The sequence below is a fragment of the Streptococcus oralis genome, from assembly GCF_018448765.2.
Taxonomy (GTDB): domain Bacteria; phylum Bacillota; class Bacilli; order Lactobacillales; family Streptococcaceae; genus Streptococcus; species Streptococcus oralis_BM.
The window spans coordinates 1,777,152-1,800,484 of sequence record NZ_JAHCMC020000001.1 but is presented as its reverse complement, the minus strand read 5'-3'; the positions used below and the strand labels follow the sequence as shown (position 1 = coordinate 1,800,484).

General features: G+C 40.0%; 24 protein-coding genes and 2 pseudogenes. 16 read left to right on the top strand and 10 right to left on the bottom strand.

The window, feature by feature from the left end; genetic code table 11:
* The first annotated feature begins 209 nt into the window (after nucleotides 1-209).
* The gene (gene rpsD, locus KIH88_RS09100) at nucleotides 210-821 is read left to right on the top strand and encodes a 30S ribosomal protein S4 (protein WP_000092756.1); all 612 of its coding nucleotides are present in this window, start codon (nucleotides 210-212) and stop codon (nucleotides 819-821) included.
* 95 nt (nucleotides 822-916) lie between these two features.
* On the opposite strand, the pseudogene KIH88_RS09095 reads toward rpsD, so the two are convergent.
* A pseudogene (locus KIH88_RS09095) lies at nucleotides 917-1,417 on the bottom strand (site-specific integrase); the annotation flags it as partial.
* A 220-nt stretch (nucleotides 1,418-1,637) separates the two neighbouring features.
* Here KIH88_RS09095 and KIH88_RS09090 point away from each other — a divergent pair.
* The 5 genes from KIH88_RS09090 to KIH88_RS09070 all read left to right on the top strand — a co-directional run bounded on the left by KIH88_RS09090 (nucleotide 1,638) and on the right by KIH88_RS09070 (nucleotide 6,221).
* The gene (locus KIH88_RS09090) at nucleotides 1,638-3,359 is read left to right on the top strand and encodes a hypothetical protein (RefSeq protein ID WP_213988783.1); all 1,722 of its coding nucleotides are present in this window, start codon (nucleotides 1,638-1,640) and stop codon (nucleotides 3,357-3,359) included.
* 13 nt (nucleotides 3,360-3,372) lie between these two features.
* The gene (locus KIH88_RS09085) at nucleotides 3,373-3,549 is read left to right on the top strand and encodes a hypothetical protein (protein WP_213988782.1); all 177 of its coding nucleotides are present in this window, start codon (nucleotides 3,373-3,375) and stop codon (nucleotides 3,547-3,549) included.
* Nucleotides 3,549-4,013, top strand: coding sequence for a hypothetical protein (locus tag KIH88_RS09080; protein WP_213988781.1), 465 nt, complete (start codon nucleotides 3,549-3,551; stop codon nucleotides 4,011-4,013). Before KIH88_RS09085 ends, KIH88_RS09080 begins: the two co-directional genes overlap by 1 nt.
* Complete coding sequence (locus KIH88_RS09075) at nucleotides 4,014-5,591, top strand: AAA family ATPase (RefSeq protein ID WP_213988780.1); 1,578 nt, start codon at nucleotides 4,014-4,016, stop codon at nucleotides 5,589-5,591.
* A 147-nt stretch (nucleotides 5,592-5,738) separates the two neighbouring features.
* Nucleotides 5,739-6,221, top strand: a complete 483-nt coding sequence (locus KIH88_RS09070; protein WP_213988779.1) for a hypothetical protein — start codon at nucleotides 5,739-5,741, stop codon at nucleotides 6,219-6,221.
* A 346-nt stretch (nucleotides 6,222-6,567) separates the two neighbouring features.
* On the opposite strand, the gene KIH88_RS09065 is transcribed toward KIH88_RS09070, so the two are convergent.
* The 3 genes from KIH88_RS09065 to rpmF form a co-directional block, all read right to left on the bottom strand.
* Nucleotides 6,568-7,086 carry an HXXEE domain-containing protein gene (locus tag KIH88_RS09065; RefSeq protein WP_213988778.1) on the bottom strand — a complete coding sequence of 173 codons (519 nt, stop codon included), beginning with the start codon at nucleotides 7,084-7,086 and terminating at the stop codon, nucleotides 6,568-6,570.
* A gap of 74 nt (nucleotides 7,087-7,160) precedes the next feature.
* On the bottom strand, nucleotides 7,161-7,310 hold the full coding sequence (gene rpmG, locus KIH88_RS09060; protein WP_001265622.1) for a 50S ribosomal protein L33: 150 nt from the start codon (nucleotides 7,308-7,310) through the stop codon (nucleotides 7,161-7,163).
* 15 nt (nucleotides 7,311-7,325) lie between these two features.
* Nucleotides 7,326-7,508, bottom strand: coding sequence for a 50S ribosomal protein L32 (gene rpmF / locus KIH88_RS09055; protein ID WP_000290417.1), 183 nt, complete (start codon nucleotides 7,506-7,508; stop codon nucleotides 7,326-7,328).
* 220 nt (nucleotides 7,509-7,728) lie between these two features.
* Between rpmF and ilvD the strand changes: the two genes are divergently transcribed.
* Nucleotides 7,729-9,432, top strand: a complete 1,704-nt coding sequence (gene ilvD, locus KIH88_RS09050; protein ID WP_213988777.1) for a dihydroxy-acid dehydratase — start codon at nucleotides 7,729-7,731, stop codon at nucleotides 9,430-9,432.
* 59 nt (nucleotides 9,433-9,491) lie between these two features.
* On the opposite strand, the gene KIH88_RS09045 is transcribed toward ilvD, so the two are convergent.
* Complete coding sequence (locus KIH88_RS09045; RefSeq protein WP_001204050.1) at nucleotides 9,492-9,833, bottom strand: metal-sulfur cluster assembly factor; 342 nt, start codon at nucleotides 9,831-9,833, stop codon at nucleotides 9,492-9,494.
* Between the two features lie 167 nt (nucleotides 9,834-10,000).
* Between KIH88_RS09045 and hisS the strand changes: the two genes are divergently transcribed.
* The 9 genes from hisS to KIH88_RS09000 all read left to right on the top strand — a co-directional run bounded on the left by hisS (nucleotide 10,001) and on the right by KIH88_RS09000 (nucleotide 17,589).
* Complete coding sequence (gene hisS, locus KIH88_RS09040; RefSeq protein WP_213988776.1) at nucleotides 10,001-11,281, top strand: histidine--tRNA ligase; 1,281 nt, start codon at nucleotides 10,001-10,003, stop codon at nucleotides 11,279-11,281.
* A 143-nt stretch (nucleotides 11,282-11,424) separates the two neighbouring features.
* Complete coding sequence (locus KIH88_RS09035; protein WP_213988775.1) at nucleotides 11,425-11,631, top strand: helix-turn-helix transcriptional regulator; 207 nt, start codon at nucleotides 11,425-11,427, stop codon at nucleotides 11,629-11,631.
* On the top strand, nucleotides 11,628-12,341 hold the full coding sequence (locus KIH88_RS09030; RefSeq protein WP_213988774.1) for a DUF3169 family protein: 714 nt from the start codon (nucleotides 11,628-11,630) through the stop codon (nucleotides 12,339-12,341). The genes KIH88_RS09035 and KIH88_RS09030 overlap by 4 nt, the downstream gene beginning before the upstream one ends.
* A gap of 11 nt (nucleotides 12,342-12,352) precedes the next feature.
* Nucleotides 12,353-13,177, top strand: coding sequence for an ABC transporter ATP-binding protein (locus KIH88_RS09025; RefSeq protein ID WP_213988773.1), 825 nt, complete (start codon nucleotides 12,353-12,355; stop codon nucleotides 13,175-13,177).
* Nucleotides 13,170-13,868 (top strand): ABC transporter permease, encoded by a 699-nt coding sequence (locus tag KIH88_RS09020; RefSeq protein WP_213988772.1) that lies wholly within the window; start codon nucleotides 13,170-13,172, stop codon nucleotides 13,866-13,868. The genes KIH88_RS09025 and KIH88_RS09020 overlap by 8 nt, the downstream gene beginning before the upstream one ends.
* Before the next feature lie 9 nt (nucleotides 13,869-13,877).
* Entirely contained in the window at nucleotides 13,878-14,519 is a 642-nt protein-coding gene (locus KIH88_RS09015; protein WP_213988771.1) for a CPBP family intramembrane glutamic endopeptidase, read from the top strand.
* A 17-nt stretch (nucleotides 14,520-14,536) separates the two neighbouring features.
* The gene (locus tag KIH88_RS09010; protein WP_000832176.1) at nucleotides 14,537-14,755 is read left to right on the top strand and encodes a hypothetical protein; all 219 of its coding nucleotides are present in this window, start codon (nucleotides 14,537-14,539) and stop codon (nucleotides 14,753-14,755) included.
* A gap of 151 nt (nucleotides 14,756-14,906) precedes the next feature.
* Nucleotides 14,907-16,670, top strand: coding sequence for an aspartate--tRNA ligase (aspS, locus tag KIH88_RS09005; protein ID WP_213988770.1), 1,764 nt, complete (start codon nucleotides 14,907-14,909; stop codon nucleotides 16,668-16,670).
* Nucleotides 16,648-17,589, top strand: a complete 942-nt coding sequence (locus KIH88_RS09000) for a YitT family protein (RefSeq protein WP_213988769.1) — start codon at nucleotides 16,648-16,650, stop codon at nucleotides 17,587-17,589. Before aspS ends, KIH88_RS09000 begins: the two co-directional genes overlap by 23 nt.
* Before the next feature lie 50 nt (nucleotides 17,590-17,639).
* On the opposite strand, the pseudogene KIH88_RS08995 reads toward KIH88_RS09000, so the two are convergent.
* The 5 genes and pseudogenes from KIH88_RS08995 to KIH88_RS08975 form a co-directional block, all read right to left on the bottom strand.
* Nucleotides 17,640-18,960, bottom strand: a pseudogene (locus KIH88_RS08995) (IS3 family transposase).
* 69 nt (nucleotides 18,961-19,029) lie between these two features.
* A complete protein-coding gene (locus KIH88_RS08990) occupies nucleotides 19,030-20,016 on the bottom strand; it encodes a LacI family DNA-binding transcriptional regulator (protein WP_001145418.1) in 987 nt (328 codons plus the stop codon).
* Between the two features lie 9 nt (nucleotides 20,017-20,025).
* Nucleotides 20,026-20,826: a DUF1189 domain-containing protein gene (locus KIH88_RS08985; RefSeq protein ID WP_213988768.1), complete on the bottom strand. Its 801-nt coding sequence runs from the start codon at nucleotides 20,824-20,826 to the stop codon at nucleotides 20,026-20,028.
* A 259-nt stretch (nucleotides 20,827-21,085) separates the two neighbouring features.
* Nucleotides 21,086-21,928: a sugar ABC transporter permease gene (locus KIH88_RS08980; protein WP_001065640.1), complete on the bottom strand. Its 843-nt coding sequence runs from the start codon at nucleotides 21,926-21,928 to the stop codon at nucleotides 21,086-21,088.
* Between the two features lies 1 nt (nucleotide 21,929).
* Nucleotides 21,930-23,222, bottom strand: a complete 1,293-nt coding sequence (locus KIH88_RS08975; RefSeq protein WP_213988767.1) for a sugar ABC transporter permease — start codon at nucleotides 23,220-23,222, stop codon at nucleotides 21,930-21,932.
* Between the last annotated feature and the right edge of the window lie 111 nt (nucleotides 23,223-23,333).

The window sequence follows — 23,333 nt, the reverse complement described above, 5'->3', positions numbered from 1 at the left end:
TTAGTTCAACTGATAAATCTCTTTACAAATCTAGCTTTTCATGGTACAATAGCCTTTGTGTGAAATAGCAGCAGGAAAGCATGAAGCTCGTCAACAGGTGTCTTATGACAAGTAACCTTGGCTGTTTAGGCGAAGGGCATCTGCACGAATCAGGGCTTTCTAAGTGACTATTTCCACCGAAATATTATTTATATCAGGAGGACATACATATGTCACGTTATACAGGACCATCTTGGAAACAAGCTCGTCGCCTTGGCCTTTCACTTACAGGTACAGGTAAAGAATTGGCACGTCGTAACTACGTACCAGGACAACACGGACCAAACAACCGTTCTAAATTGTCAGAATACGGTTTGCAATTGGCTGAAAAACAAAAACTTCGCTTCACTTACGGTGTAGGTGAAAAACAATTCCGTAACTTGTTCGTACAAGCTACAAAAATCAAAGGCGGAATCCTAGGTTTCAACTTCATGCTTCTTTTGGAACGTCGTTTGGATAACGTTGTTTACCGTCTTGGCCTTGCGACTACTCGTCGTCAAGCTCGTCAATTTGTAAACCACGGTCACATCCTTGTTGACGGAAAACGTGTTGATATCCCATCATACCGCGTAACTCCAGGTCAAGTGATCTCAGTTCGTGAAAAATCATTGAAAGTTCCAGCAATCCTTGAAGCAGTAGAAGCTACTCTTGGACGTCCAGCATTCGTATCATTCGACGCTGAAAAATTGGAAGGTTCATTGACTCGCTTGCCAGAACGCGACGAAATTAACCCAGAAATCAACGAAGCACTTGTCGTTGAATTCTACAACAAAATGCTTTAATTTTAAGATATATCTTGCGAAAAGCCTACAACAGTGGGCTTTTTGCTTTGTCTTAAAACGTTGATTTCTGGGTTTGTCATCATTTTTGTCATCACTCATAACGAACTAACAGCTTTCTCATAAAATGAGACGGCTGTTTTTGCTTTTTCTTTAGAGAGATGACTGTAAGTGTCCATAGTCATAGCTAATGTAGAATGACCTAGACGGTGTTGTAATTCTTTATATGGTATTCCAGAGTTTAACAAGAGACTAGCGTGAGTATGGCGAAAACCATGAAAACCAATGTTAGGAACGTTAGCACGTTTAAAGTGAGTTCTTAATCTAGTTTGTAAGGTTTGATTATTAGGGTATTCATGGATAAAGTCAGAGAATACCACATTTTCAGTTTTACTAATTTTCCAAGCTTCTTGAATTTGTCTAACCTTGTAAGCTTTAAGCATTGATACAGTTGCTTAATCTATATCTAAATCCCGATAGCTTACTTTTGATTTTGGGCTATTGATTTGCCCCAGATGGTTTAGTGTCTTTGTAATGCTAATGGTTGCATTCTCTAGGTCGATATCAGACCAGCTAAGCGCCAGAGCCTCATTGATACGATAATCGATTTCTATATACCCAAAATACCTATCGAGTAACTATAAGGTCAGAGAGAATCAAATACTTTCGCTTCATTCTTATGGTAAGTTGAATTAATAAAATAATTATGATATTCTTTTTCTATAAGGAAAAAATTAAAATGATTTTAAGATAGTTTATTTAAAAAATTAGTCAAAATTTTTTCTAATTAATTTGGAAATCATTAACAAGGGGGATATTATGGCTGAAAGAATAATACATCAAGCTGATCTTCGTGAAATCGAGAATAGTTTGCGCTCTATCCATGAAGGATTACGAACAATTGATGCTAGAGTTGATGTAGCAAACGAAAATCTTCAAATCGTTTATGATGAAATTGGTAGTTTAGCACAAGAATTTCATGAATTTGTGAATATCCAACAAAAAGCTAATAGATTAGGACAAGCTGAAACTCGACTGGTAAAAATACGTCAGGAAATTGAGAAGAAATATGGGCATTATGATATTGTTCGTCGTACTACCACAGGGATTTTACAAGCTGATGATTTAGGAATTGTCAAAAAAGAAACAATCAGCACTGCAACAGAAGAACTAATGATATCAACTCCAGGTTACTGGCTTGCTCCATGCTTGGTTGCATTAGCAGCATGGATAAATGATAAACCCGAGTTAGCTGAAAAAGCAGTCAAGGAAGGGATTAAACGAAACGATGAAAAAACCTCCCTTTTCTTTGCCTTAATTTGTAGAAGAGCTAACAGAAAGAACGCATGCCTTAAGTGGACTCAACGTTATCTAGCTAATCAAGATGAAGAAAATCTCGACAGAAATTCTATCATTATCTTAGATGCTTTTGCGAGTGGACTCTTGGGAGCTGATACCGAAGGAGTCATCTCACGTCAAATGAATGAATGGCTCAGTCGACTTGAAGAAAAACCTGGTTTTACTGAACAGCAAACAGAACAATGGTCCGAAGCCATTAACTTAAAAAGAAGCGAACTAGATGAAGATTTATACCCTAACCTAAGAAAATATAGTAATAGTTGGCCTGTTCTAGAGGATATTTTAGAAGGTGCTTATCTCCATGAACAAATATTAAACTATCTAACTGATATTTTTGAGAAAAAAGGGGCTACAGAAAGCGTTAAAGAACAATTAGATGATATTTTAGACACACTTGTGACTGATTTTGATAACGAGGAACTAGCTCTTCGAAAACAAGAAAAATTCGAGCAGTTTGTGGTTGACTTTGGAGGAGATGACAACCGTGCTCATCAAAACATGGATATTGAGGTGACTGCATTTGAAACCCATAAAGACTTCACCCAGTTGCTTACCGATGCAGCAATGAAACCCGAATCTTCTCACTCAAGTATATCAACCCAAAAATTTGCATTGGCTCTTTCTCGTGATTGGGTAACAAACGCTTATAATGACGTTACTGCAAAAAATCGCATGAAGATTCCTTACGAAATTGAAATTAATGTGGATACTTTTAATGATAAATCAACAGATGGCCAAAACGAAAACGAGTTGATTGAAAAATTCAATTCTCAGATTGACTCTGAAAAAGAACAAACTTTGTCAAACTACTTCCCAAGTTTATTTGATAAATTCCTTTTGTATGGTGGTATAGCTATCGGAGTAATCGGTTTAATAATGATTTTTGGGAATATTTTCTTAGGTTTAATAGCTATTATAGCAGGGATTGTTATGGTTCTTAAGCATAAATCTAATATTGAAAACATTGAAACGAATCGCAAGAAAATTGAAGAACAATACGAGAATAAAAGAGTGAATGGTGAACAAATTATAAGAGCTACTCTAGCTGAAATTGTAGACTTTAGAATTGAATTCGCAGAGAAAGATGCTGAAAGCACTAAAGTTCTTGATTTCCTCGAACAAATAAGACCTGAACAATATGTAAACAAGTTGGCATCATCTAATAGAAAGATTAAAATTTGAGGAGGTAATTGACATGGATGAAAAATATAAAGGCGATAGTAAACTATCATCTAATAACGCCACTCCATTTAAGAGCATTAATACTGAAGAAGATACCACTGAAGAACCTATGAGTGTGTTTGCTGAGGGACTCCCTTCATGGGATATTGTGCCCCCACAATTGCTAGTCAGAAGGAAACGGCAAAAATAATGAATAAACCACAAACATATGCAGAATGGGTAAATGTCTTAGCTATTTTTAAAAACAAAGATGATGATGAAACAGTTTTAAAAATGATGAAATCTGGAACTATCGAATGGCAATACGGTGTGGCAGAACGTTTCTCTACAAAGTTAATTGACGCTGTTAATTACCGTATGAATGTAGCTTCAGATAAGTTTCAAAATGATTTACTAAAATCCCAAGGATACGAGGGAGCTATTATTCAAGCAATTCTTTCTTTGAGGAAAGAATTGACGTTCTTAGCTGAAGCAATCAATCTTCCTGCAATTCCGGATAAAGAGCGACAACACTACCTAAATCTCGTTATAGAACAAGCTAATAGTATGCAAAAATCTTTAGAAGAATCTGCAAAACAGGACCGAAGCGGGAAAATGTCAAGTATTATTAGAAATCATAAAATTAATTCTTTTTTAAATAAAGGTGAACAGTAAATGAGTAATATAGTAAAAAGCAAAGAACTTCTTACGAGATATTCACTTGCAAGAATCCCTTTTATTGCTATCAATACCATTGAGCCAAGTAGAACATTAGATATGTTAAAGGAAATATCTGAAGAATTACAACTTCCGTTCAACGTACACACTCTCACCAAAGGTGTGTATAATCTTAGTTCTGGTAAGAATGTTAACGATGATAAATCTATTTATGGTGCAATAGATTACATGACGGACCAAATGCAAAAGAAACAATACCAAACTATTGTACTGACAGAAGTTCCGGATCTTAGTGATGAAAATAGCGATTCTAAACAAGTCTTAGCATTGGTCAATCTAGCCAATGAAACTGGAGGCGTTGTAATAGTTTTTACCAATACCCCTATTTGGAATCAACTTCAACGGCAAGGTATGACAGTAAAAATAGATTTACCTAACGAAGAGGAAATGTACTCGATAATTCAAGAATACATTGACGACTATCGAAATGATATCCAGATTGAATGGGACAATTCCGATATTCGAGAAGCTGCTGCAGCTCTTAATGGGGTAACTAGAATCGAGGCGGAGAACGTTATCGCAGCTTTGATTGCAAATAAGTGCATAAGAAAATCTGATTTAGATGAGATAAGATTTGCAAAAGATCGCCTATTCTCTGATATCTCTGGTCTAGAAAAAATCGTTGTAGATGATTCTGTGAAGGATGTCGGAGGGCTTGAAGGATTAAGAAAGTGGCTTGATGAAAAGAAAGAACTGCTAACTCCCGAAAAGAAAGATATGTTACGTGAGAAAGGTTTGCAACCACCTAGAGGGATACTCCTAGTAGGTGTCCCTGGATGCGGAAAATCTTTATCTGCTAAATCAATTTCCGCTAACTGGAAACTTCCATTATATCGTTTAGATTTTGCAACGGTTCAAGGAAGTTATGTAGGTCAGTCTGAACAGCAACTCAAAGATGCTCTAACTACCGCTGAGAATGTATCTCCATGTATTTTATGGATTGATGAAATAGAAAAAGGACTGTCAGGAGCTACTGGAGGCGCTAATGATGGCGGTGTATCTACTCGTATGGTTGGTCAATTCTTATTCTGGATGCAAGAATGCAAAAAACAAGTTTTTGTAGTTGCAACAGCTAATGATGTGTCTATGCTTCCATCAGAACTTCTCCGTCGAGGAAGATTTGATGAGTTATTCTTTGTTGATCTACCTACTGCAGATGAGCGTAAAGAAATACTTGCTTTGTATTTTAAAAAATACTTAAGTCTAGAATTTGAAGGAGATTTTTCTGATAATATCATTCAAATAAGTGATGGTTTCACTGGTGCGGACTTAGAATCGACAGTTAGAGATTTAGCTTACCGAGCTATCGCTAATAACAATTTTATTCTCAACGAAGAGAATATCATGAATGCTTTCAATAATGTAGTCCCACTCTCTCAAACTAGCCCAGAAAAAATTGAGGCTATTAGAGATTGGGGGAAAGAAAGAGCTGTTCCTGCATCTGGAAAACCAATCGGTGGAGAGGGACTTGTTCATAAACAAAATGGACTTAAAACAAGAAAAGTGCTTGTTTAATAAGTTCATTATTTGGACACGGTAACTGTAATCTCAGTTTCGTGTCCATTTTTATAATTCCTTAAATGAAGATCTATTCTGAGAGTACCATTAAAAGGAATCTTAAATTGCAAAATATAACTTATAACACGATTAGGAGAAAAATAGATGCCTAGACCAATGTTAAATCCATACCAATCCCAAAAACAAACACAAGCAAGCCATATCATGACTTCTAACTTAAAACAACCACAGATAGATAAATTGAGTTTAGATAGGCTTCTAAGAAAATCACGGTCCAAAGAATACATGGATGCTATTCATCAACTAGATGCAGGAGGACATGTTCATAATAAAAAGGAAGTAAACGAAATTATTAATACAATTAAGTCAGAATTCCCAGATGTGGATATTAATGGAGTTCTCCTAGGTTTTGTAGCAAAATGTTATTTAGGAGTACCTTATGAAGCGCACACCCTAGACTTAGTTGGAGAAATCATTGAGCATTATAAACGAGGAGAGACATTACCTGGTGGGCTCGATAAAGCCAAAAGCATTGCTTTACATGGAGGATATGATTTTATCGAAGTTTATACAGATTGTTGTCGAGCAATTAGCTCAAATGGTTCCGTATCAGTTATAAAAGATTAATTATGTATAGAAAAGTAACATATGGTATACAGAAAATTTCATAAATAATTGGTAATTAACCTAAAAGGATACTGTTAGGTAACAGGAAAAATTCATCTCGATGTTAAAACGACTACTGTATTATCTTTGTAATATAGTAAAATTATCAGGAATCGCTTGGAATAATTAATTTGTTTTTCTCTATATAATAACAAGAATTAGTGGCATGAAAGTATAGCTATATAGTAGGACACAAAATATCTATTACCAACGTGCTACTTAGCCAGTGGGGGGCGACATTCGGCGGTTCCGCCTATTCTCTTTTATAACTAAGAATTTGAGAACCATTTTGTCTCAGATTCTTTTGTTAATGGTAATGGGCAAGCCAGGCGGAATACTTTTTCCCGAGCCAGAGAGCAAAGAGTAGATTGATGACGACGATGCCTGAACCGACCAGTGAAAATAGGAAAAATTCGCTAGTCGAAACCTGCCATAAATGCACGATGTCAATAATCAAATAAGCACTGACAGGAAAACAAAGGATAGAAGTGATGAGAGCAGGGATATACTTACGGAGAAGAATTGATTGTCCGATATGGAGCAAGAGATGAAGCGCAAAGGCTACAAATCCTCCTAACAAAACTAATTCGAGCGCTCTAGATTGAGTAAAATACGCTAATAAAGTGATGGATAAGACAATGATAAACTCCTCAAAAACAGCAAGGGCAAATCCCTCGGTTGTAATTCCTTTGTGAATCTTGAGAATAGCTGGAGCCTTTTGAGCTAGCAAGGTTTCGTTGAGATGAATCCAAGGGACAAGACCGATAATTTCTTCCATATCGTGAAAGATAAAGAGTAGCGGGAACATCCAAAGATAAAATGCCATAAATCTCTCCTGAAAAGCTATAGATTGCTAACCAATAAAGCAAAAAACGCCCAGTAAGGCGTTTTGAGTTATGCTTATTTAACCTCTGTAAACACGACGTGTTTGCGAAGTTTTGGTGAGTATTTCTTCAATTGAAGACGGTCTGGAGTGTTACGTTTGTTTTTAGAAGTAAGGTACAAGCGTTCACCAGATTCTTTGTGTTCAAGTGTGATATTTACGCGCATGGTATCTCCCTTCTATTATTCAGCTGATGCAGCTTTAGCGATTTTACGTCCTTTGTAGTATCCTTTAAGTGATACGCGGTGAGAACGTGAGTAATCTCCAGTAGTTTCGTCAAAGTTTACAGATGGAGCTGTTACTTTGTAATGTGTACGACGTTTGTTTTTCTTCGCTTTTGAAGTGCGACGTGCAGGTACTGCCATTTTGATTTCTCCTTTAGGTATTTATATTCGATTCAATCTAGTGATTTTCATCAACCATACTAGGATAACACATTTTTTTTGTAAAGTAAAGTTACTTGACAAAAAAAGATGAAAAAATTAGAAGTTGTTGATCGGAATTTTCTGAAAATTCAAGAATTTTCTTCTGTTCATTGCTTTTGAAATGTGCTATAATAGTAAAAACTGAAATGGGAGGGATAAGATGACTGAATTAGATAAACGTCACCGCAGTAGCATTTATGATAGCATGGTTAAATCACCAAACCGTGCCATGCTTCGTGCGACTGGTATGACAGATAAGGACTTTGAAACACCGATTGTGGGAGTGATTTCGACTTGGGCGGAAAATACACCATGTAACATTCACTTGCATGATTTCGGGAAATTGGCTAAAGAAGGTGTCAAATCAGCAGGTGCTTGGCCTGTTCAGTTTGGTACCATTACCGTAGCGGACGGGATTGCCATGGGAACGCCTGGTATGCGCTTCTCTCTAACATCTCGTGATATTATTGCGGATTCTATCGAAGCTGCTATGGGTGGTCATAACGTCGATGCTTTCGTTGCTATCGGTGGCTGTGATAAGAACATGCCTGGTTCTATGATTGCCATTGCTAATATGGATATCCCAGCCATTTTCGCCTATGGCGGCACCATTGCACCCGGAAAGTTAGATGGTAAAGACATCGACTTGGTTTCTGTATTTGAAGGGATTGGGAAATGGAATCACGGTGATATGACAGCTGAGGACGTGAAACGTCTTGAATGTAATGCCTGTCCGGGCCCTGGTGGCTGTGGTGGTATGTATACAGCTAATACCATGGCGACTGCAATCGAAGTTCTAGGGATGAGCCTGCCAGGATCTTCATCTCACCCAGCTGAATCAGCTGACAAGAAAGAAGATATCGAAGCAGCAGGACGTGCTGTTGTTAAGATGTTGGAGCTTGGTCTCAAACCATCCGATATCTTGACTCGTGAAGCCTTTGAAGATGCCATCACTGTAACTATGGCTCTCGGTGGTTCAACCAATGCCACTCTTCACTTGCTTGCCATTGCCCATGCTGCCAATGTTGACTTGTCACTTGAGGACTTCAATACGATCCAAGAGCGTGTGCCTCACTTGGCTGACTTGAAACCTTCGGGTCAGTATGTCTTCCAAGATCTCTACGAAGTCGGTGGAGTTCCAGCGGTTATGAAATATCTCTTGGCGAATGGTTTCCTCCACGGAGACCGTATCACATGTACTGGTAAGACTGTCGCTGAAAACTTGGCTGACTTTGCAGACCTCACACCAGGTCAAAAAGTCATCATGCCACTGGAAAATCCAAAACGTGCAGATGGGCCATTGATTATCTTGAACGGGAACCTTGCCCCTGATGGCGCGGTTGCTAAAGTATCAGGTGTTAAAGTTCGTCGTCACGTTGGACCGGCTAAGGTCTTTGACTCAGAAGAAGATGCGATCCAGGCTGTCTTGACAGACGAAATCGTTGATGGCGATGTTGTCGTTGTTCGTTTTGTTGGACCTAAGGGTGGTCCTGGTATGCCTGAGATGCTGTCACTTTCATCCATGATCGTTGGTAAAGGTCAAGGAGATAAGGTTGCCCTCTTGACGGATGGCCGTTTCTCAGGTGGTACTTATGGTCTCGTTGTTGGACATATCGCCCCTGAAGCTCAGGATGGTGGACCGATTGCTTACCTTCGTACAGGTGATATCGTTACGGTTGACCAAGATACCAAAGAAATTTCTATGGCCGTATCCGAAGAAGAACTTGAAAAACGCAAGGCAGAAACAACCTTGCCACCACTTTACAGCCGTGGTGTCCTCGGTAAATATGCCCATATCGTATCATCTGCTTCACGCGGAGCCGTGACAGACTTCTGGAATACGGACAAGTCAGGTAAAAAATAAACAAGAAAAGCAAGCCATTTCGGCTTGCTTCTTTTCATCTTCAAAAGTGATTTGCCTGCTTAACGAGGCGGTAGCCCAAGGGCAATGCGGCCGTAGCGACTAATTCGTGTAATCTTCCAGGCAGGCGACCAGGTCACTTCAACCTTGACATCTTCGATACCCTCGATTTGTTTTAGACCTGCGACGATTTCGATAGGCAGGCTTTCGGCGCAATCACAGGCAGTGTCAGTGAAGGTCATGACAATCTTGCAGAGACCTGTTTCATCCAGATTGATTTCATAAATCAGCCCTAGATTGTAAACATCCAATTCCACATCTGTATCAAAAACCTTCTCTAGTTTATCGATAATTTGATCTTGCAAGGCCAAAGCGCGGTCATTGATTTTGATATCGTCTCTCATAGCAGTCCCTCCACGTGATAAATATCCTCTATTTTCTCATAATTCTGACAATTTGGCAAGTTTTTGATGAATTTTCTGAAAAGACTCTCTTGAGATTTTCTCCTCTCACTGTTTTAATCCCTTTATTTATGGTAAAATAAGACTATTAAGTTTAAAGAGGATTCCCTATGAAATTACAAAAACCAAAAGGAACGCAGGATATTTTACCTGCTGAGTCTGCCAAGTGGCAGTATGTTGAGGGCTTTGCCCGTGAAATTTTCAAGCGCTATAACTATGCGGAAGTGCGCACGCCTATTTTTGAGCATTACGAGGTCATCAGTCGCTCTGTCGGAGATACGACGGATATCGTAACCAAGGAAATGTACGATTTTTATGACAAGGGTGACCGCCATATTACCCTCCGTCCAGAAGGAACTGCGCCCGTTGTCCGCTCTTATGTGGAAAATAAACTCTTCGCCCCAGAAGTGCAAAAGCCAAGTAAGTTCTACTACATGGGCCCTATGTTCCGTTATGAGCGTCCACAAGCAGGTCGTTTGCGTCAGTTCCACCAGATTGGTGTTGAGTGCTTTGGTTCTAGCAATCCAGCTACCGATGTGGAGACCATCGCTATGGCAGCTCATTTCTTGAAAGAAATCGGTATCCAAGGTGTGAAATTGCACCTCAACACTCTTGGGAATCCTGAGAGCCGTGCAGCCTATCGCCAAGCCTTGATCGACTATTTGACACCGCTCAAGGAAACCTTGTCTAAGGATAGCCAACGTCGCTTGGAGGAAAATCCTCTCCGTGTCTTGGACTCTAAGGAAAAAGAAGACAAGGTGGCAGTAGAGAATGCACCGTCTATCTTGGACTTCCTTGATGAAGAAAGCCAAGCCCACTTTGATGCTGTGCGTCAGATGTTGGAAACTCTCGGAGTAGAATATATCATCGATACCAATATGGTGCGTGGTTTGGATTATTACAACCACACGATTTTTGAATTTATCACAGAGATTGAGGGCAATGACTTGACAGTCTGTGCGGGTGGTCGCTACGATGGCTTGGTTGCTTACTTTGGAGGCCCAGAAACTGCTGGCTTTGGTTTTGGACTTGGTGTAGAACGCCTGCTGCTCATTCTTGAAAAGCAAGGGGTGGCCCTCCCTATCGAAAACGCTCTAGATGTTTATATTGCAGTCTTGGGTGAAGGAGCAAATATCAAGGCCTTGGAGTTGGTGCAAGCCCTTCGCCAACAAGGTTTCAAAGCAGAGCGTGATTACCTCAACCGTAAACTCAAAGCTCAGTTCAAGTCAGCCGATGTCTTTGCGGCTAAGACCCTTATCACTCTCGGAGAGAGCGAAGTCGAAAGCGGACAAGTGACAGTCAAGAACAACCAAACTCGAGAAGAGGTGGAAGTTACGCTTGATATAATTATCCAAAACTTTTCAGAAATCTTTGAAAAACTAGGGTTTTAATAACAGATAAACCGGTCAGGAACCTACTCCTGATCTTTTTCTTTTGCAAAATGACAAAAATCATAAACTTTTTGACAAATATTATTGTCAAAAAGAAAAAGATGTGTTACAATGAAATCAAATTAAGAGAAAAGGAGAAAGGAATGCTAAAAAATCGTTTAAAAGAGCTTCGGGCTCGCGATGGTCTCAATCAGACCGAACTGGCCAAGCTAGCAGGGGTCTCCAGGCAGACCATCAGTCTGCTGGAGAGGGATGAATATACCCCGTCCATTGTGATCGCTCTGAAGATTTCACATATATTCAATGAACCAGTCGAGTCGGTATTTCGTATAGAGGAGGATGAGGAATGAAACACAAACATAAATGGATTGGAATTGGAGCAGGAATTCTAGGATTCTTTCTGGGAATGCTTAGTCTCGCTCTAAGAGGACTATTCAATCAGATTCAAATCGAGCAAGTTTTATATACTTCTTTCGGTCTTATTGCAATTGTCGGAGTAATATCTCTCGCTTTAGCTGTGTACTACCTTCGAAAGGGTCGTGAAGCTTACGTGATTTACCAAACAGTAGAAGAGGAAGAAGCTAATGAAAAGGCATATGTGAGTGCTTATCGCTTCTTGGACTATGGAACAGTTGCTTCGAACATTTTGATGATTGCGATGCTTTGCTGTTTAGTAATTGTCACTTCTCCAGTAATTGAGAATGTTTATCTTTTCATCTTTTCACTTGTTTTAATGTTCCTTTCTTTTGCTGTTGCAAATTATTGTGTGCGAACAATTCTTCTCATTCGCCAGTATAAACTATCTATTTTCTCGACTCCAAAAGAAGTTTTGTCTTTTCTAAACAGTTATGATGAAGGAGAGAAACAGGCAGAAATGGAGAATGCTTATTTGACCCTATTTAGGTTGAATCAAATCATACTCCCTGCGCTTTACATTCTACTATTTGTACTATCAACCATCCTGCAAGAAACCCAGCTGGTTGCCTTGCTTATCCTAATTGTAATCCATCTTTATATCAATATTGACCAGCTACGCAAAACAAAACGTTACTTTAAGTAAAAGGAGTTCTTATGATTCGTGTTGAAAATGTAAGCAAAAGTTTTGGAGGCAAGAAAGCTCTGAATCAGATTTCTTTTGAGATTCAAGAGGGTGAAATTTTTGGCTTCCTAGGGCCTTCAGGTTCAGGTAAAACAACTATGATCAATGTTCTGACGGGGCAGTTAGCTGCAGATCAGGGTGAGACCGTTCTTCTAGGAAAGTCCTCTCGAAATTTGACTTCAAATGATTTGGAACAAATCGGGATTGTTAGTGATACCAGTGGTTTTTACGAAAAGATGAGCCTCTATAAAAATCTGCTCATTTATGCAAAATTATATGGTCTTAAAACTTCTAGAGTAGATACAGTGCTTGATCAAGTTGGGTTATCAGATGCCAAAAACCTTATCGCAGAAAAACTATCCACAGGTATGAAACAGCGGATGTTCTTGGCTCGTGCTCTTCTAAATGCCCCTAAAATCCTCTTTCTAGATGAGCCAACAAGTGGTCTTGATCCTACCACCTCAAAATCAATTCATGCTCTCTTACAAGAACTGAAGCAGGCTGGGACAACGATCTTTTTAACAACCCACGATATGAATGAAGCAACCTTGCTTTGCGATCGACTCTCTCTTTTAAATAAGGGAATCTTGATTGAGTATGGTAGCCCACAAGAAATTATCCAGAAATACCATGTGGATAAAAAGGTCCGTTTACGCTACCAAGATGGACGCGAGCAAGTGATTCCTTTTGAAGGATTGCCTCATTTGAATACGACAAATCTAATAGCTGTTCATTCTTGTGAACCGACTTTAGAAGAAATCTTTATTAGATTGACAGGAGAAAAGTTAGATGTTTAGAAAATTAAATGCCCTTCTTTGGTTAAGGTTACAAGTTCTTATTAGTAATTCAACGTTACTAGCGACATTATTGATGCCCTTTGGTATTGCTATCCTATATAATGAATTCTTAAACAAGAGTGGAGAATTGAGCATGTTTCTTCTTTCTATGAGTTTGACGATGGTCTTGAGTATGGGAAGTGGTTATATGGTATCGATTATGATGGCTGAGGATAAGGAAAAACGCAATCTTAAATCACTCATACTAAGTGGTGTGACAGCAACAGAGTATACTCTGAGCATGATGGCTCTTCCTCTTCTCGTGATGCTTCTTTCTATGGTTGTTCTCCCTCTCTATCTTAAAGTTGATTTGACAAACTACTTTCTTACCTATGGACTCTATCTGCTTCTAGCGACCATCAGTATAATCTTTCTTAATCTTCTTATAGGTGCAGTATCAGATACCCAGTCTAAGGCGCAAGTGTATAGTATTTTTCCTATGTTGACCGTCTCTTTCTTGCCCGTTCTTGCCGTTCAAAATGAAACTGCGCAAAAATTGTTGGACTATTCTTTCATTGGTCCTTTGGTAAGTCTGTTAAAAGAAGGTGGTGGAGAGTTATCTTTGAGAAGTCTTGCTCTCTTGCTAGCATGGGTCCTTTTGCTAGGACTAGCTAGTCTCTTTGTATTGAAAAATAGTTATAAAGGAAAGTAGGAGGCCCATATGAACTTACTTAAAAATCTTGGCTGGTTTCTTCTAGCTGTTCTATCCTTTTTCTTTGGTTATGGTCTGGTTCAGAGTATGGCTCTGTCAGCTCTTGGACTAGGGGCTTCAATCTTTGAAGTTTTGCCACTTTATATCGTCCTGTCAGGGGCCTATGTTTATGGAGTTTACAGATGGTATCAGACAGAAAAGGTTAGCATCCAGACGACGGTTTTTAATCGTTATATCTGGTTGCCTACTCTGGTTTTGCTAGTGGCGATTACAGCACAGTTCTTTTTGCCAGATGATCCGTCGGTCAATCAACAAATCGTATCACAATTGACAGTTGCTCAGCCTGTATTTGGTTTCTTTATGGTGGTAGTCTTTGCTCCTCTGACGGAAGAACTCATCTTTAGAGGGATGCTGGCGCGCTATCTCTTTCCTAAGCAGAACAACAGCAAACAGACAGCTCTGTTTCTCCTCGTATCAGGTGTGCTTTTTGCCTTGATTCATTTTCCAGGGACTTTACAACAGTTTTTAGTCTATGCTAGTCTGGGTTTTAGTTTAGGGTTGGCTTATATCAATAGGAAAGGCCTTCTTTACAGCATTTCTCTCCACGCTTTGAATAATTTAATCGGCTTTTTGATGATACTCATGCTATAATAGAGTCAGGAGGTCACATGAAACGAGTAATTTTATTAGCAGTGATACAGGCGGTCGTTCTCTTCTTTATCATCGGGGCACTTGCCTATGCCTTTAAAGGCGACTTCTTTTACAACTATCTAGCAGTTGTCTTTGCGCCTATTGCAGGTGTCTTGCGTTTTGCTTCGGCTTATGCTACGGAGATTGTTCTACCTAAAAAGGCAGCTGAGATTGCTGAAAAGCGTAAAAAAGGTTAAGAATCATAATCAGAGAATCCGATGACGTTTTCATCGGATTTTTTGTCTGTTTGTTTTGATTTCTAAAGACAATCAAACTTTTCTGCTGATTTTCATGAAGAGCCTGCGCTTTTGTGGTAAAATAGTAACAGAATAAAAGAGGAGAGAAAACATGAAACGTAGTATGTATGCTGGTCGTGTTCGTGAGGAACACATCGGACAAGAAATTACCTTGAAAGGATGGGTTGGCCGTCGTCGTGACCTTGGTGGTTTGATCTTTATCGACCTTCGTGACCGTGAAGGGATTATGCAGTTGGTTATCAACCCTGAAAAAGTATCTGCAGAGGTTATGGCAACAGCTGAAAGCCTTCGTAGCGAATTTGTTATCGAGGTGACTGGTCAAGTCGTTGCGCGTGAGCAAGCCAATGATAAATTGCCGACTGGTGCGGTTGAGTTAAACGTAACAGCTTTGACAGTGTTGAATACAGCCAAAACAACACCTTTTGAGATTAAAGATGGGATTGAGGCCAATGACGATACACGTTTGCGTTACCGTTACCTTGACCTTCGTCGTCCAGAAATGTTGGAAAATCTTAAACTTCGTGCCAAGGTGACCCACTCTATCCGTAACTACTTGGATGAGTTGGAGTTTATCGATGTGGAGACGCCATTCCTTTCTAAATCAACGCCAGAAGGGGCGCGTGACTATTTGGTGCCATCTCGTGTCAATAAAGGGCATTTCTACGCTCTTCCTCAAAGTCCACAAATTACCAAACAACTCTTGATGAATGCTGGTTTTGACCGTTACTACCAAATCGTCAAATGTTTCCGTGATGAAGACTTGCGTGGTGACCGCCAGCCTGAGTTTACCCAGGTCGACTTGGAAACGTCTTTCCTTACGGAGCAAGAAATCCAAGATATCACAGAAGGCTTGATTGCGCGCGTGATGAAAGAAACCAAAGGCATTGACGTGACGCTTCCATTCCCTCGTATGAAGTATGATGACGCGATGGCACTTTATGGTTCTGACAAACCTGATACCCGTTTTGACATGTTGCTTCAGGACATGACAGAAGTGGTCAAGGGTGTTGATTTCAAAGTCTTCTCAGAAGCACCTGCCGTTAAAGCTATTGTGGTCAAAGGAGCTGCAGATAACTACTCACGTAAAGACATCGACAAGATGACCGAAGTAGCCAAACAGTACGGAGCCAAAGGTCTTGCTTGGGTCAAGGTAGTTGATGGAGAATTAAATGGACCAGTTGCCAAGTTCTTGACTGGGATCCAAGCAGATTTGACTGCAGCACTTGGTCTTGAAGATAAGGATTTGGTTCTATTTGTGGCGGATACGCTTGAAGTGGCCAATGCAACACTAGGCGCCCTTCGTGGCCGTATCGCCAAAGAGCTTGACTTGATTGATAACGATAAATTCAACTTCCTTTGGGTAGTTGATTGGCCAATGTTTGAATGGTCTGAAGAAGAAGGTCGCTACATGAGCGCCCACCATCCATTTACTCTTCCACAGGAAGAAACAGCCCACGAATTAGAAGGTGATTTGGCTAAGGTTCGTGCCATTGCTTACGATATCGTCTTGAACGGTTATGAGCTTGGTGGTGGTAGTCTTCGTATCAACCAAAAAGACCTTCAAGAACGCATGTTCAAGGCTCTTGGTTTCTCAGCTGAAGAAGCAAATGACCAGTTTGGCTTCCTTCTTGAAGCCATGGACTATGGTTTCCCACCACATGGTGGTTTGGCGATTGGTCTTGACCGTTTTGTGATGCTCTTAGCTGGAGAAGAGAATATCCGTGAAGTCATTGCCTTTCCTAAGAACAATAAGGCAACCGACCCAATGACACAAGCTCCATCAACAGTCGCTCTCAAACAACTAGAGGAACTCAGCTTACAAGTAGAAGAAGATGAAACAAGCAAAACGAATTAAGCGGTGGCGCTATTATCTGCGCCGCTTTGCTTATCAGATAAAAATCTTACGAGTTTTACAAAGTATCTCTCGGGAAAAATATGATGAGAAAGTATCGGCTTCTCTGGTTTATGGCTTTTTGTCAGCAGTAGCAGTCAATTTCTTTTTTCAACCAGGACACGTTTACTCCAGTGGTGCTACAGGTCTGGCACAGATTATCTCTGCCTTGAGTCATCACTGGTTTGGCTTTTACATTCCGATATCGCTAACCTTTTATGCTATTAATTTTCCGTTGATGATTTTGGCTTGGTATCAGATTGGACATAAATTTACGGTCTTTACTTTTATCACAGTATCCATGAGTTCCCTCTTTATCCAGCTTGTACCAGTTGTGACCTTGACAGAGGATCCCATTATCAACGCCCTTTTTGGGGGTGTTGTCATGGGCTTGGGGATTGGTTTTGCGCTCCGTAACAATATTTCTAGCGGAGGTACAGATATCGTCAGTCTGACCATTCGAAAGAAAACGGGTAAGAATGTCGGTAGTATTTCTTTCTTGGTAAATGGGATGATTATGCTGATAGCAGGTTTGACCTTTGGTTGGAAATACGCCCTCTACTCCATGATTACCATCTTTGTCTCCAGTCGTGTGACAGACGCGGTCTTTACCAAGCAAAAACGAATGCAGGCCATGATTGTGACCAATAATCCTGATAAGGTAATCGCAAAAATCCATAAAAAATTGCACCGCGGAGCAACTATGATCCACGATGCAGAAGGAACTTATAATCATGAAAGAAAAGCAGTCTTGATTACAGTTATCACACGAGCAGAGTTTAATGATTTTAAACACATCATGAAACAAGTTGATCCGACAGCCTTTGTCTCTGTATCCGAAAATGTCCACATCCTAGGACGATTCGTAGAAACAGACAATTAGACATGAAAAACCAGCTCTGTGTACTGACCCCAAAAAGTTAGACAAATAATTTAAGTGAAGGATTTAGTTCTGTATTGCACAGGGCTAAGTCCTTTTAGTTTGACCTTAATTCGTTTGTTGTTGTAGTAATCAATATAGTCCACAATAGCTTGTTCCAATTGCTTAAACGACTGAAACGCCTTCTCATAACCATAAAACATTTCCGATTTCAAAATGCCAAAGAAAGATTCCATCATACCGTTGTCTGGGCTGTTACCTTTACGTGACATAGATGTTTGGATTCCCTTACTCTACTCTCTAAAAACCTGTGATAAGAATCGTGTTGGCATTGCCATCCTTGATCACTATGGAGACTCGTATTCTCATAGTATTTATCTGTAAAGTCTTGCTCCAGCATAGATTTCACTTGTTCTAAATTAGGAGAACAAGAAAGATTACAGGCGATAATTTCGCTATTAAAGCCATTTAAAACTGGCGATAAATACAATTTCTGTGTGCTATTTGGAATGGCAAACTCTGTCACATCCGTATAGCACTTTTCCATTGGCCTTGATGCTTCAAACTGACGTTGAATCAGATTCTCTGCTTTCTTGCCAATCTCTCCTTGGTAGGAAGAATACTTTCGTTTACGGCGAATTCGAGCATTTAAACCAAGGATTTTCATCAGACGTTGAACTTTCTTATGATTCACTACAAAACCACGATTTCTTAGTTCAAGAGTAATTCTCCGATAGCCATAATTTTCTTTATGGTCATTATAAATGGCCTGAATTTCGATTTTAAGCTCTTTATCTTTGTCAAGCCCATCTAGTTGCTTCAACTGATAGTGGTAAGTTGAGCAAGGTAAACGAGCCGCTTCAAGAAGTAAATCTAGTCGAAATCCTCCTGAAGCCATTTCTCTAACTGTTTCTGCTTTTCTCGCTCTAAGGCTTCGTCCCTTTCCTCCAACTCTTTTAACTTTTTTAGGTAGGCCACCTCAGTCCGTAAGCGTTCATTCTCCTCTTGGAGTCGTTCTAATTCTGTCATTTCTTCCCAAGTTTTCTTCCGTTTACGTCCCATTTTAGGTACTCTCCCTCTTGTTTTCTCAACAATAGTATACCCGTTTTTCTTGTATTGTGCCAGCCAATTTGAAAGCATTCCTTGGTTTGGGAGGGCATAATCAAGACTAACACTTCTTTGCGAACGTCCTTCCAACAGAACTTTCTCAACCATTTCTTGTTTTAATTCAGGAGAATAGTAACGATCAATCAATTTAATCATAGATCTAAGATTAGAATTGTTTATCCCAAATTTATTTGAAAGCTTCTCTAGGCTATATCCTTGTTTTCTAAGTTCATAGATCTGAACTTTATCTTCATAACTCAATTTCATAATAAAGACACCCCAAAAGTTAGATTTTTTCTGTCTAACTTTTGGGGTGCAGTTTACTGGGGCTGGTCTTTATTTTTCAATAATTTTGTGCCCAATCAACTGGCGGTAACAAATTTGTTTATTGTTTTTGGCATCGTTGATGATCTGGAGAATGGTTTCAAAGGAAACACGTCCAAGTTCCAAGCTATTGATATCCACATAGGCTGCCAAGTTCAGTTTAGGGTTGACCGAGTCAAAGCTGAGGACAGGGACATCCAGTTGGTGTTTTGCGATGTAATCACAGACCCCTGCAGCAAGAAGGCTATCAATAGTAATAATAGCATCAATATTTGGATCATGTTCGAAGAGAAGTTTACTAAAGCGATAACCATTATCTTCAAGAAATTCGGTCGCAAAGTAGGTCAGATTTGGATCAATAGGAAGTTGGTATTGTTTAAGAGCTAACTCATAACCCATTAGACGATCTTGTGTTACGAAAAGTTTTTTGGTTCCTCCGATAAAAGCAATTCGCTTGCATCCTTTTTTGATGAAATATTCTGTCGCATCAAAACCAGCCTGGACATTGTCATTATCAACAAGCGGAATGAAGGGAGATAGAGATTTACCTAAGATAAGGAAAGGAAATTGCTCATCGGCTACTAGTTTAACCAAAGGATCCTCTTCTTGGGCATAGAGGAAAATCAAACCATCTACACGCTTACCATAGACCATCTGGGAAATAGCTTTGAGCCGCTCTTTTGCATCTTTCCCCGTTGCAATCTGAATAGCATAGTGGTTCTCAGATGCCACTTGGGCAATCCCTCTTAGGACAGATGGGAAGAAAGGATTTTGGTAAAAGGCATCCGAGTCATCAGGAAGCACCAGGCCGATAACCTGAGTATAGCTACTTACCAAGCTACGAGCATTGAGGTTGGGATGGTAGTTGAGCTCCTTCATCGCCTTGCGAACTCGTTTTTTGGTTTCATCACTAATCGTTGATTTGTTTTGAATAACGCGGGTAACAGTTGAAGGTGAGACACCTGCTGCCTTGGCCACGTCTTTAATCGTAACGGGCATAAAAATCTCCTATTTATGATAATCTGGATCACGGAAGTGTGTCTTGTAAAAAATAGTGACCAGATAAAGAACAAAAAGAATGTTTTGTACAGTGACAAGGGTTGACATATTTTGGCCGAAAAGTCCCAAAATAAGCGTAACCAGAGTGGGCAATCCTAAACAGTTCAAGATAAAATGATAGCACTCTTTAAAAGTCCTAAATGAAAAGAGGCGTGATTTTTTGGTGATATAAAGGAGAAGACTAGCTCCAAGAGAGACAATGAAGAAATTCAATCCAAAGAGAAAGCTTGCACCGAGAACGAGAAAGAGACTGATATAGACCCGGTTTTGTTGGTACCAGTCTTTAGAAATGGCCTGGGTTAGATCTTCCTTACTCTGGAAACTCTCCGTTTGAATCGCGTGGTAGCGAATGCGAGTCAGTTCCTTACTTTCCTTACTGATGACGAGTTCTTCCGTATCAAAATGAAGTTGCAAGTCCTTTGGCAATTCTTTGTTTTGGCTCGGGCCAATCAAAAGAGAAGGCTGTTGATTCTTAGTGCCTAAGTAGTTCAGCTTTCCATCAACGATTTGTGCATTCTCTGATAAGTCCATGATCGCTTCATCTGTCAGTGGAGTGTAGACATTATCGATAAAGGTATCCAGTGGATACGTTTCCTGAGAGCTGTTTTGAATGGCAATCGGAACCATAGACAAGCTAATTAAGAAAATACTGGTAAAAATCAATTGAAACCAGTTGAGGCCGAAACGTTTTGATAGGGGTTTGCGAAATCCCCAGATACTAGAGAAATACGAGAATGGATATGGAAGCATAGGCATCTTTCTAAAAGTGTTTTCTATATGAGTATTATTATATAGAGAAATGTGCTTTATTTCAAGTCTAGGAGATAAATTGCTTGTTGCAAGAATATTATTTACAGTAACAATCGCTAATACTCAATGAAAATCAAAGAGCAAACTAGGAAGCTAGCCGCAGGTTGCTCAAAGCACAGCTTTGAGGTTGGAGATAAAGCTGACGTGGTTTGAAGAGATTTTCGAAGAGTATAAAATGAAAAAGGGTGGCGGGGATAAATTATCCCTTGTCGCCACCACTTGTAAGTCCTGAAACAAAGTTCTTTTGTAGGAAGAAGAAGAGAATACAGATTGGAAGGGCGATGAGGATAGCACCTGCTGAGAAGTAGGCGATCTTCATGTTTTTCACATTGCTAACGAAGGTCTGGAGACCAACGGCAACAGTAAAGTATTCTTTCTCACGAAGCAAGAAACTAGAGAGGATGTAATCCCCGAAAGGTCCCATGAAGGCCCAGAGGGCTTGTACAGCCACCATTGGGCGAACGAGCGGAAGGACAATTTGCCAGAAGCGACGGAAGTGTCCTGCACCATCTAGTTTTGCAGATTCGTCAAGAGACATTGGTACGGTATCGAAGTAACCTTTCATGAGCCAAGCATTCATCGGAATACCTCCACCGACGTAGAGGAAGATGAGGAACCAGCTATGGTTAAGGGCGTTCAACATAAGCGCCATAACGAAGAAGGCGGTCAATGCGGCCATGGTTGGCACCATTTGGATAATCAAGAAGAAGACCAAACTTTGTTTACGAGCCAAGAAGTTGTAACGGCTGTAGGCATAACCAGCCAGTACGATGATACTTGTTTGAACAGCCATTGTGATAAAGGCAATAATCAAAGTATTAAGGTACCAAGTGCCATACAAGGTTTCGGTGAAGAGCCCTTTAAAGTTATCAAAATTGAAGTCGATGTTAGTATCTAGTTTAAAGGCTGCGACGTTACCTGCTTTAAAGGCTGACATGATGGTAATCAAAAGTGGATAGATAATAACAATTGATAGGCCAATCAAGTAGAGGTAAGTGAGGGTTTGAGTCAGTCTACGTTTGAGTTTGATTGAGTTATTCATCTTAGACGTCCTCCATATCAAATGCGTGTAGTTTCTTGAATGCGATCATAGAGATAGAGATGACAATGATGGAGATAATCAAGGTAACAGCTGCCGCCATAGAGTATTGAGGAGATGTACCTGTTGTCAAACGGTAAATCCATGAGATCAAGATATCAGTTGAACCGGCTCCGCCTCCGACAGTACCAGGGCCTCCACCATTGAAGAGGTACATGATAGAGAAGTTGTTAAAGTTGAAGGTGTATTGGCTGATCAATGTTGGAGCTGCAACAGCTAAAATCATAGGGAAAGTGATGTTGCGGAATTTTTGCCAAGCATTGGCACCATCGATGTAAGCCGCTTCGTAGAGGTCGTTAGGAATAGACTGTAAGATACCCAAGGTCAAAACGTAGATGTATGGGAATCCTAGCCAACCCTGCATCATAATCAAGGCAATCTTAGTCCAAGTAGGATCTGTTTTCCAAGGGATAAGAGCTCCATCTAGGAAAGGAAGGACCTTAGACAAAAGAGGCAAGACTTGTGTGTTGATAGCACCAACACTATCATTAAACATGTTTGAGAATGTCAAGATAGTGATGAAGGCTGGGACAGCCCAAGGAAGAAGGAAAATAACACCGAAGATACGTTTTCCTTTGATAAATGGTTGATTGGTAACGATTGCTGTAAAGATACCAATGACGATCTGCAAGGTAGAAGCAGCCAAGGCCCAAATAATGGTCCAAGAAAGAACAGAACCAAAGGCAGAACGGAAGGTACTCAAGCTCCAGATATTTGTGAAGTTCGTTAAACCAACCCAGTCCAACAATTTGTTTGGTGGCAAGTGTTGGAAGTCATAGTTTGTAAAGGCGATCATCAAGGTTACGATAACAGGAAAGATAATCGCAAAGGTCATCGCTACATACGATGGGATAATCAAAAGGTATGGGAATCCATTCTCATAAATGCCCTTAAGCATATCCTTGAAGGTATAAGCTACAGGAATACCATTGTTGATACGTTTAGCAGTCGTATGTGCGTCCTTGATATTAAAGATATAAAAGAGCAAGTAAACGACAACAAAGATAGAGTGAAAAGCGCCACGAATCAGCATGAACAGTGAATTATCACGACCGGGCTTTTCACCAAGTGTGATTAAATTGCTCAATTCAGGGCTTGCAAGTGTTAGAAAATACAGAACAAATAAAACGGTAACACCAAGGAAAATAAATCCTTTAGCTTTTTGTTTGTTATAAATTTGTCCTAAACCAGGAATGATTGACAGCAAGGCTGCTTTGCGAGGCTGTTGTTTTTCCATGATTACTCCTTTCATAGGATGCGAGATAAAACTCGGATTCGATCGTAAGATACGTGCGTATGATAATGAGCGTATCTATAAATTCAAAGGGGGATTTTGCTTCCACCCCCC

Excerpts from the sequence above, each read along its gene's own strand:
- KIH88_RS09065 (WP_213988778.1), bottom strand. The coding sequence starts at position 7,086 with ATGGCATTTTATCTTTGGATGTTCCCGCTACTCTTTATCTTTCACGAT.
- KIH88_RS09020 (WP_213988772.1), top strand. The coding sequence starts at position 13,170 with ATGTTTAGAAAATTAAATGCCCTTCTTTGGTTAAGGTTACAAGTTCTT.
- ilvD (WP_213988777.1), top strand. The coding sequence starts at position 7,729 with ATGACTGAATTAGATAAACGTCACCGCAGTAGCATTTATGATAGCATG.
- KIH88_RS09000 (WP_213988769.1), top strand. The coding sequence starts at position 16,648 with ATGAAACAAGCAAAACGAATTAAGCGGTGGCGCTATTATCTGCGCCGC.
- rpmG (WP_001265622.1), bottom strand. The coding sequence starts at position 7,310 with ATGCGCGTAAATATCACACTTGAACACAAAGAATCTGGTGAACGCTTG.
- rpsD (WP_000092756.1), top strand. The coding sequence starts at position 210 with ATGTCACGTTATACAGGACCATCTTGGAAACAAGCTCGTCGCCTTGGC.
- KIH88_RS08975 (WP_213988767.1), bottom strand. The coding sequence starts at position 23,222 with ATGGAAAAACAACAGCCTCGCAAAGCAGCCTTGCTGTCAATCATTCCT.
- KIH88_RS09085 (WP_213988782.1), top strand. The coding sequence starts at position 3,373 with ATGGATGAAAAATATAAAGGCGATAGTAAACTATCATCTAATAACGCC.
- KIH88_RS09010 (WP_000832176.1), top strand. The coding sequence starts at position 14,537 with ATGAAACGAGTAATTTTATTAGCAGTGATACAGGCGGTCGTTCTCTTC.
- KIH88_RS09090 (WP_213988783.1), top strand. The coding sequence starts at position 1,638 with ATGGCTGAAAGAATAATACATCAAGCTGATCTTCGTGAAATCGAGAAT.
- KIH88_RS09025 (WP_213988773.1), top strand. The coding sequence starts at position 12,353 with ATGATTCGTGTTGAAAATGTAAGCAAAAGTTTTGGAGGCAAGAAAGCT.
- KIH88_RS09030 (WP_213988774.1), top strand. The coding sequence starts at position 11,628 with ATGAAACACAAACATAAATGGATTGGAATTGGAGCAGGAATTCTAGGA.
- KIH88_RS09035 (WP_213988775.1), top strand. The coding sequence starts at position 11,425 with ATGCTAAAAAATCGTTTAAAAGAGCTTCGGGCTCGCGATGGTCTCAAT.
- KIH88_RS08990 (WP_001145418.1), bottom strand. The coding sequence starts at position 20,016 with ATGCCCGTTACGATTAAAGACGTGGCCAAGGCAGCAGGTGTCTCACCT.
- KIH88_RS08985 (WP_213988768.1), bottom strand. The coding sequence starts at position 20,826 with ATGCTTCCATATCCATTCTCGTATTTCTCTAGTATCTGGGGATTTCGC.
- KIH88_RS09075 (WP_213988780.1), top strand. The coding sequence starts at position 4,014 with ATGAGTAATATAGTAAAAAGCAAAGAACTTCTTACGAGATATTCACTT.
- KIH88_RS09070 (WP_213988779.1), top strand. The coding sequence starts at position 5,739 with ATGCCTAGACCAATGTTAAATCCATACCAATCCCAAAAACAAACACAA.
- KIH88_RS09015 (WP_213988771.1), top strand. The coding sequence starts at position 13,878 with ATGAACTTACTTAAAAATCTTGGCTGGTTTCTTCTAGCTGTTCTATCC.
- rpmF (WP_000290417.1), bottom strand. The coding sequence starts at position 7,508 with ATGGCAGTACCTGCACGTCGCACTTCAAAAGCGAAGAAAAACAAACGT.
- KIH88_RS09080 (WP_213988781.1), top strand. The coding sequence starts at position 3,549 with ATGAATAAACCACAAACATATGCAGAATGGGTAAATGTCTTAGCTATT.
- hisS (WP_213988776.1), top strand. The coding sequence starts at position 10,001 with ATGAAATTACAAAAACCAAAAGGAACGCAGGATATTTTACCTGCTGAG.
- KIH88_RS09045 (WP_001204050.1), bottom strand. The coding sequence starts at position 9,833 with ATGAGAGACGATATCAAAATCAATGACCGCGCTTTGGCCTTGCAAGAT.
- KIH88_RS08980 (WP_001065640.1), bottom strand. The coding sequence starts at position 21,928 with ATGAATAACTCAATCAAACTCAAACGTAGACTGACTCAAACCCTCACT.
- aspS (WP_213988770.1), top strand. The coding sequence starts at position 14,907 with ATGAAACGTAGTATGTATGCTGGTCGTGTTCGTGAGGAACACATCGGA.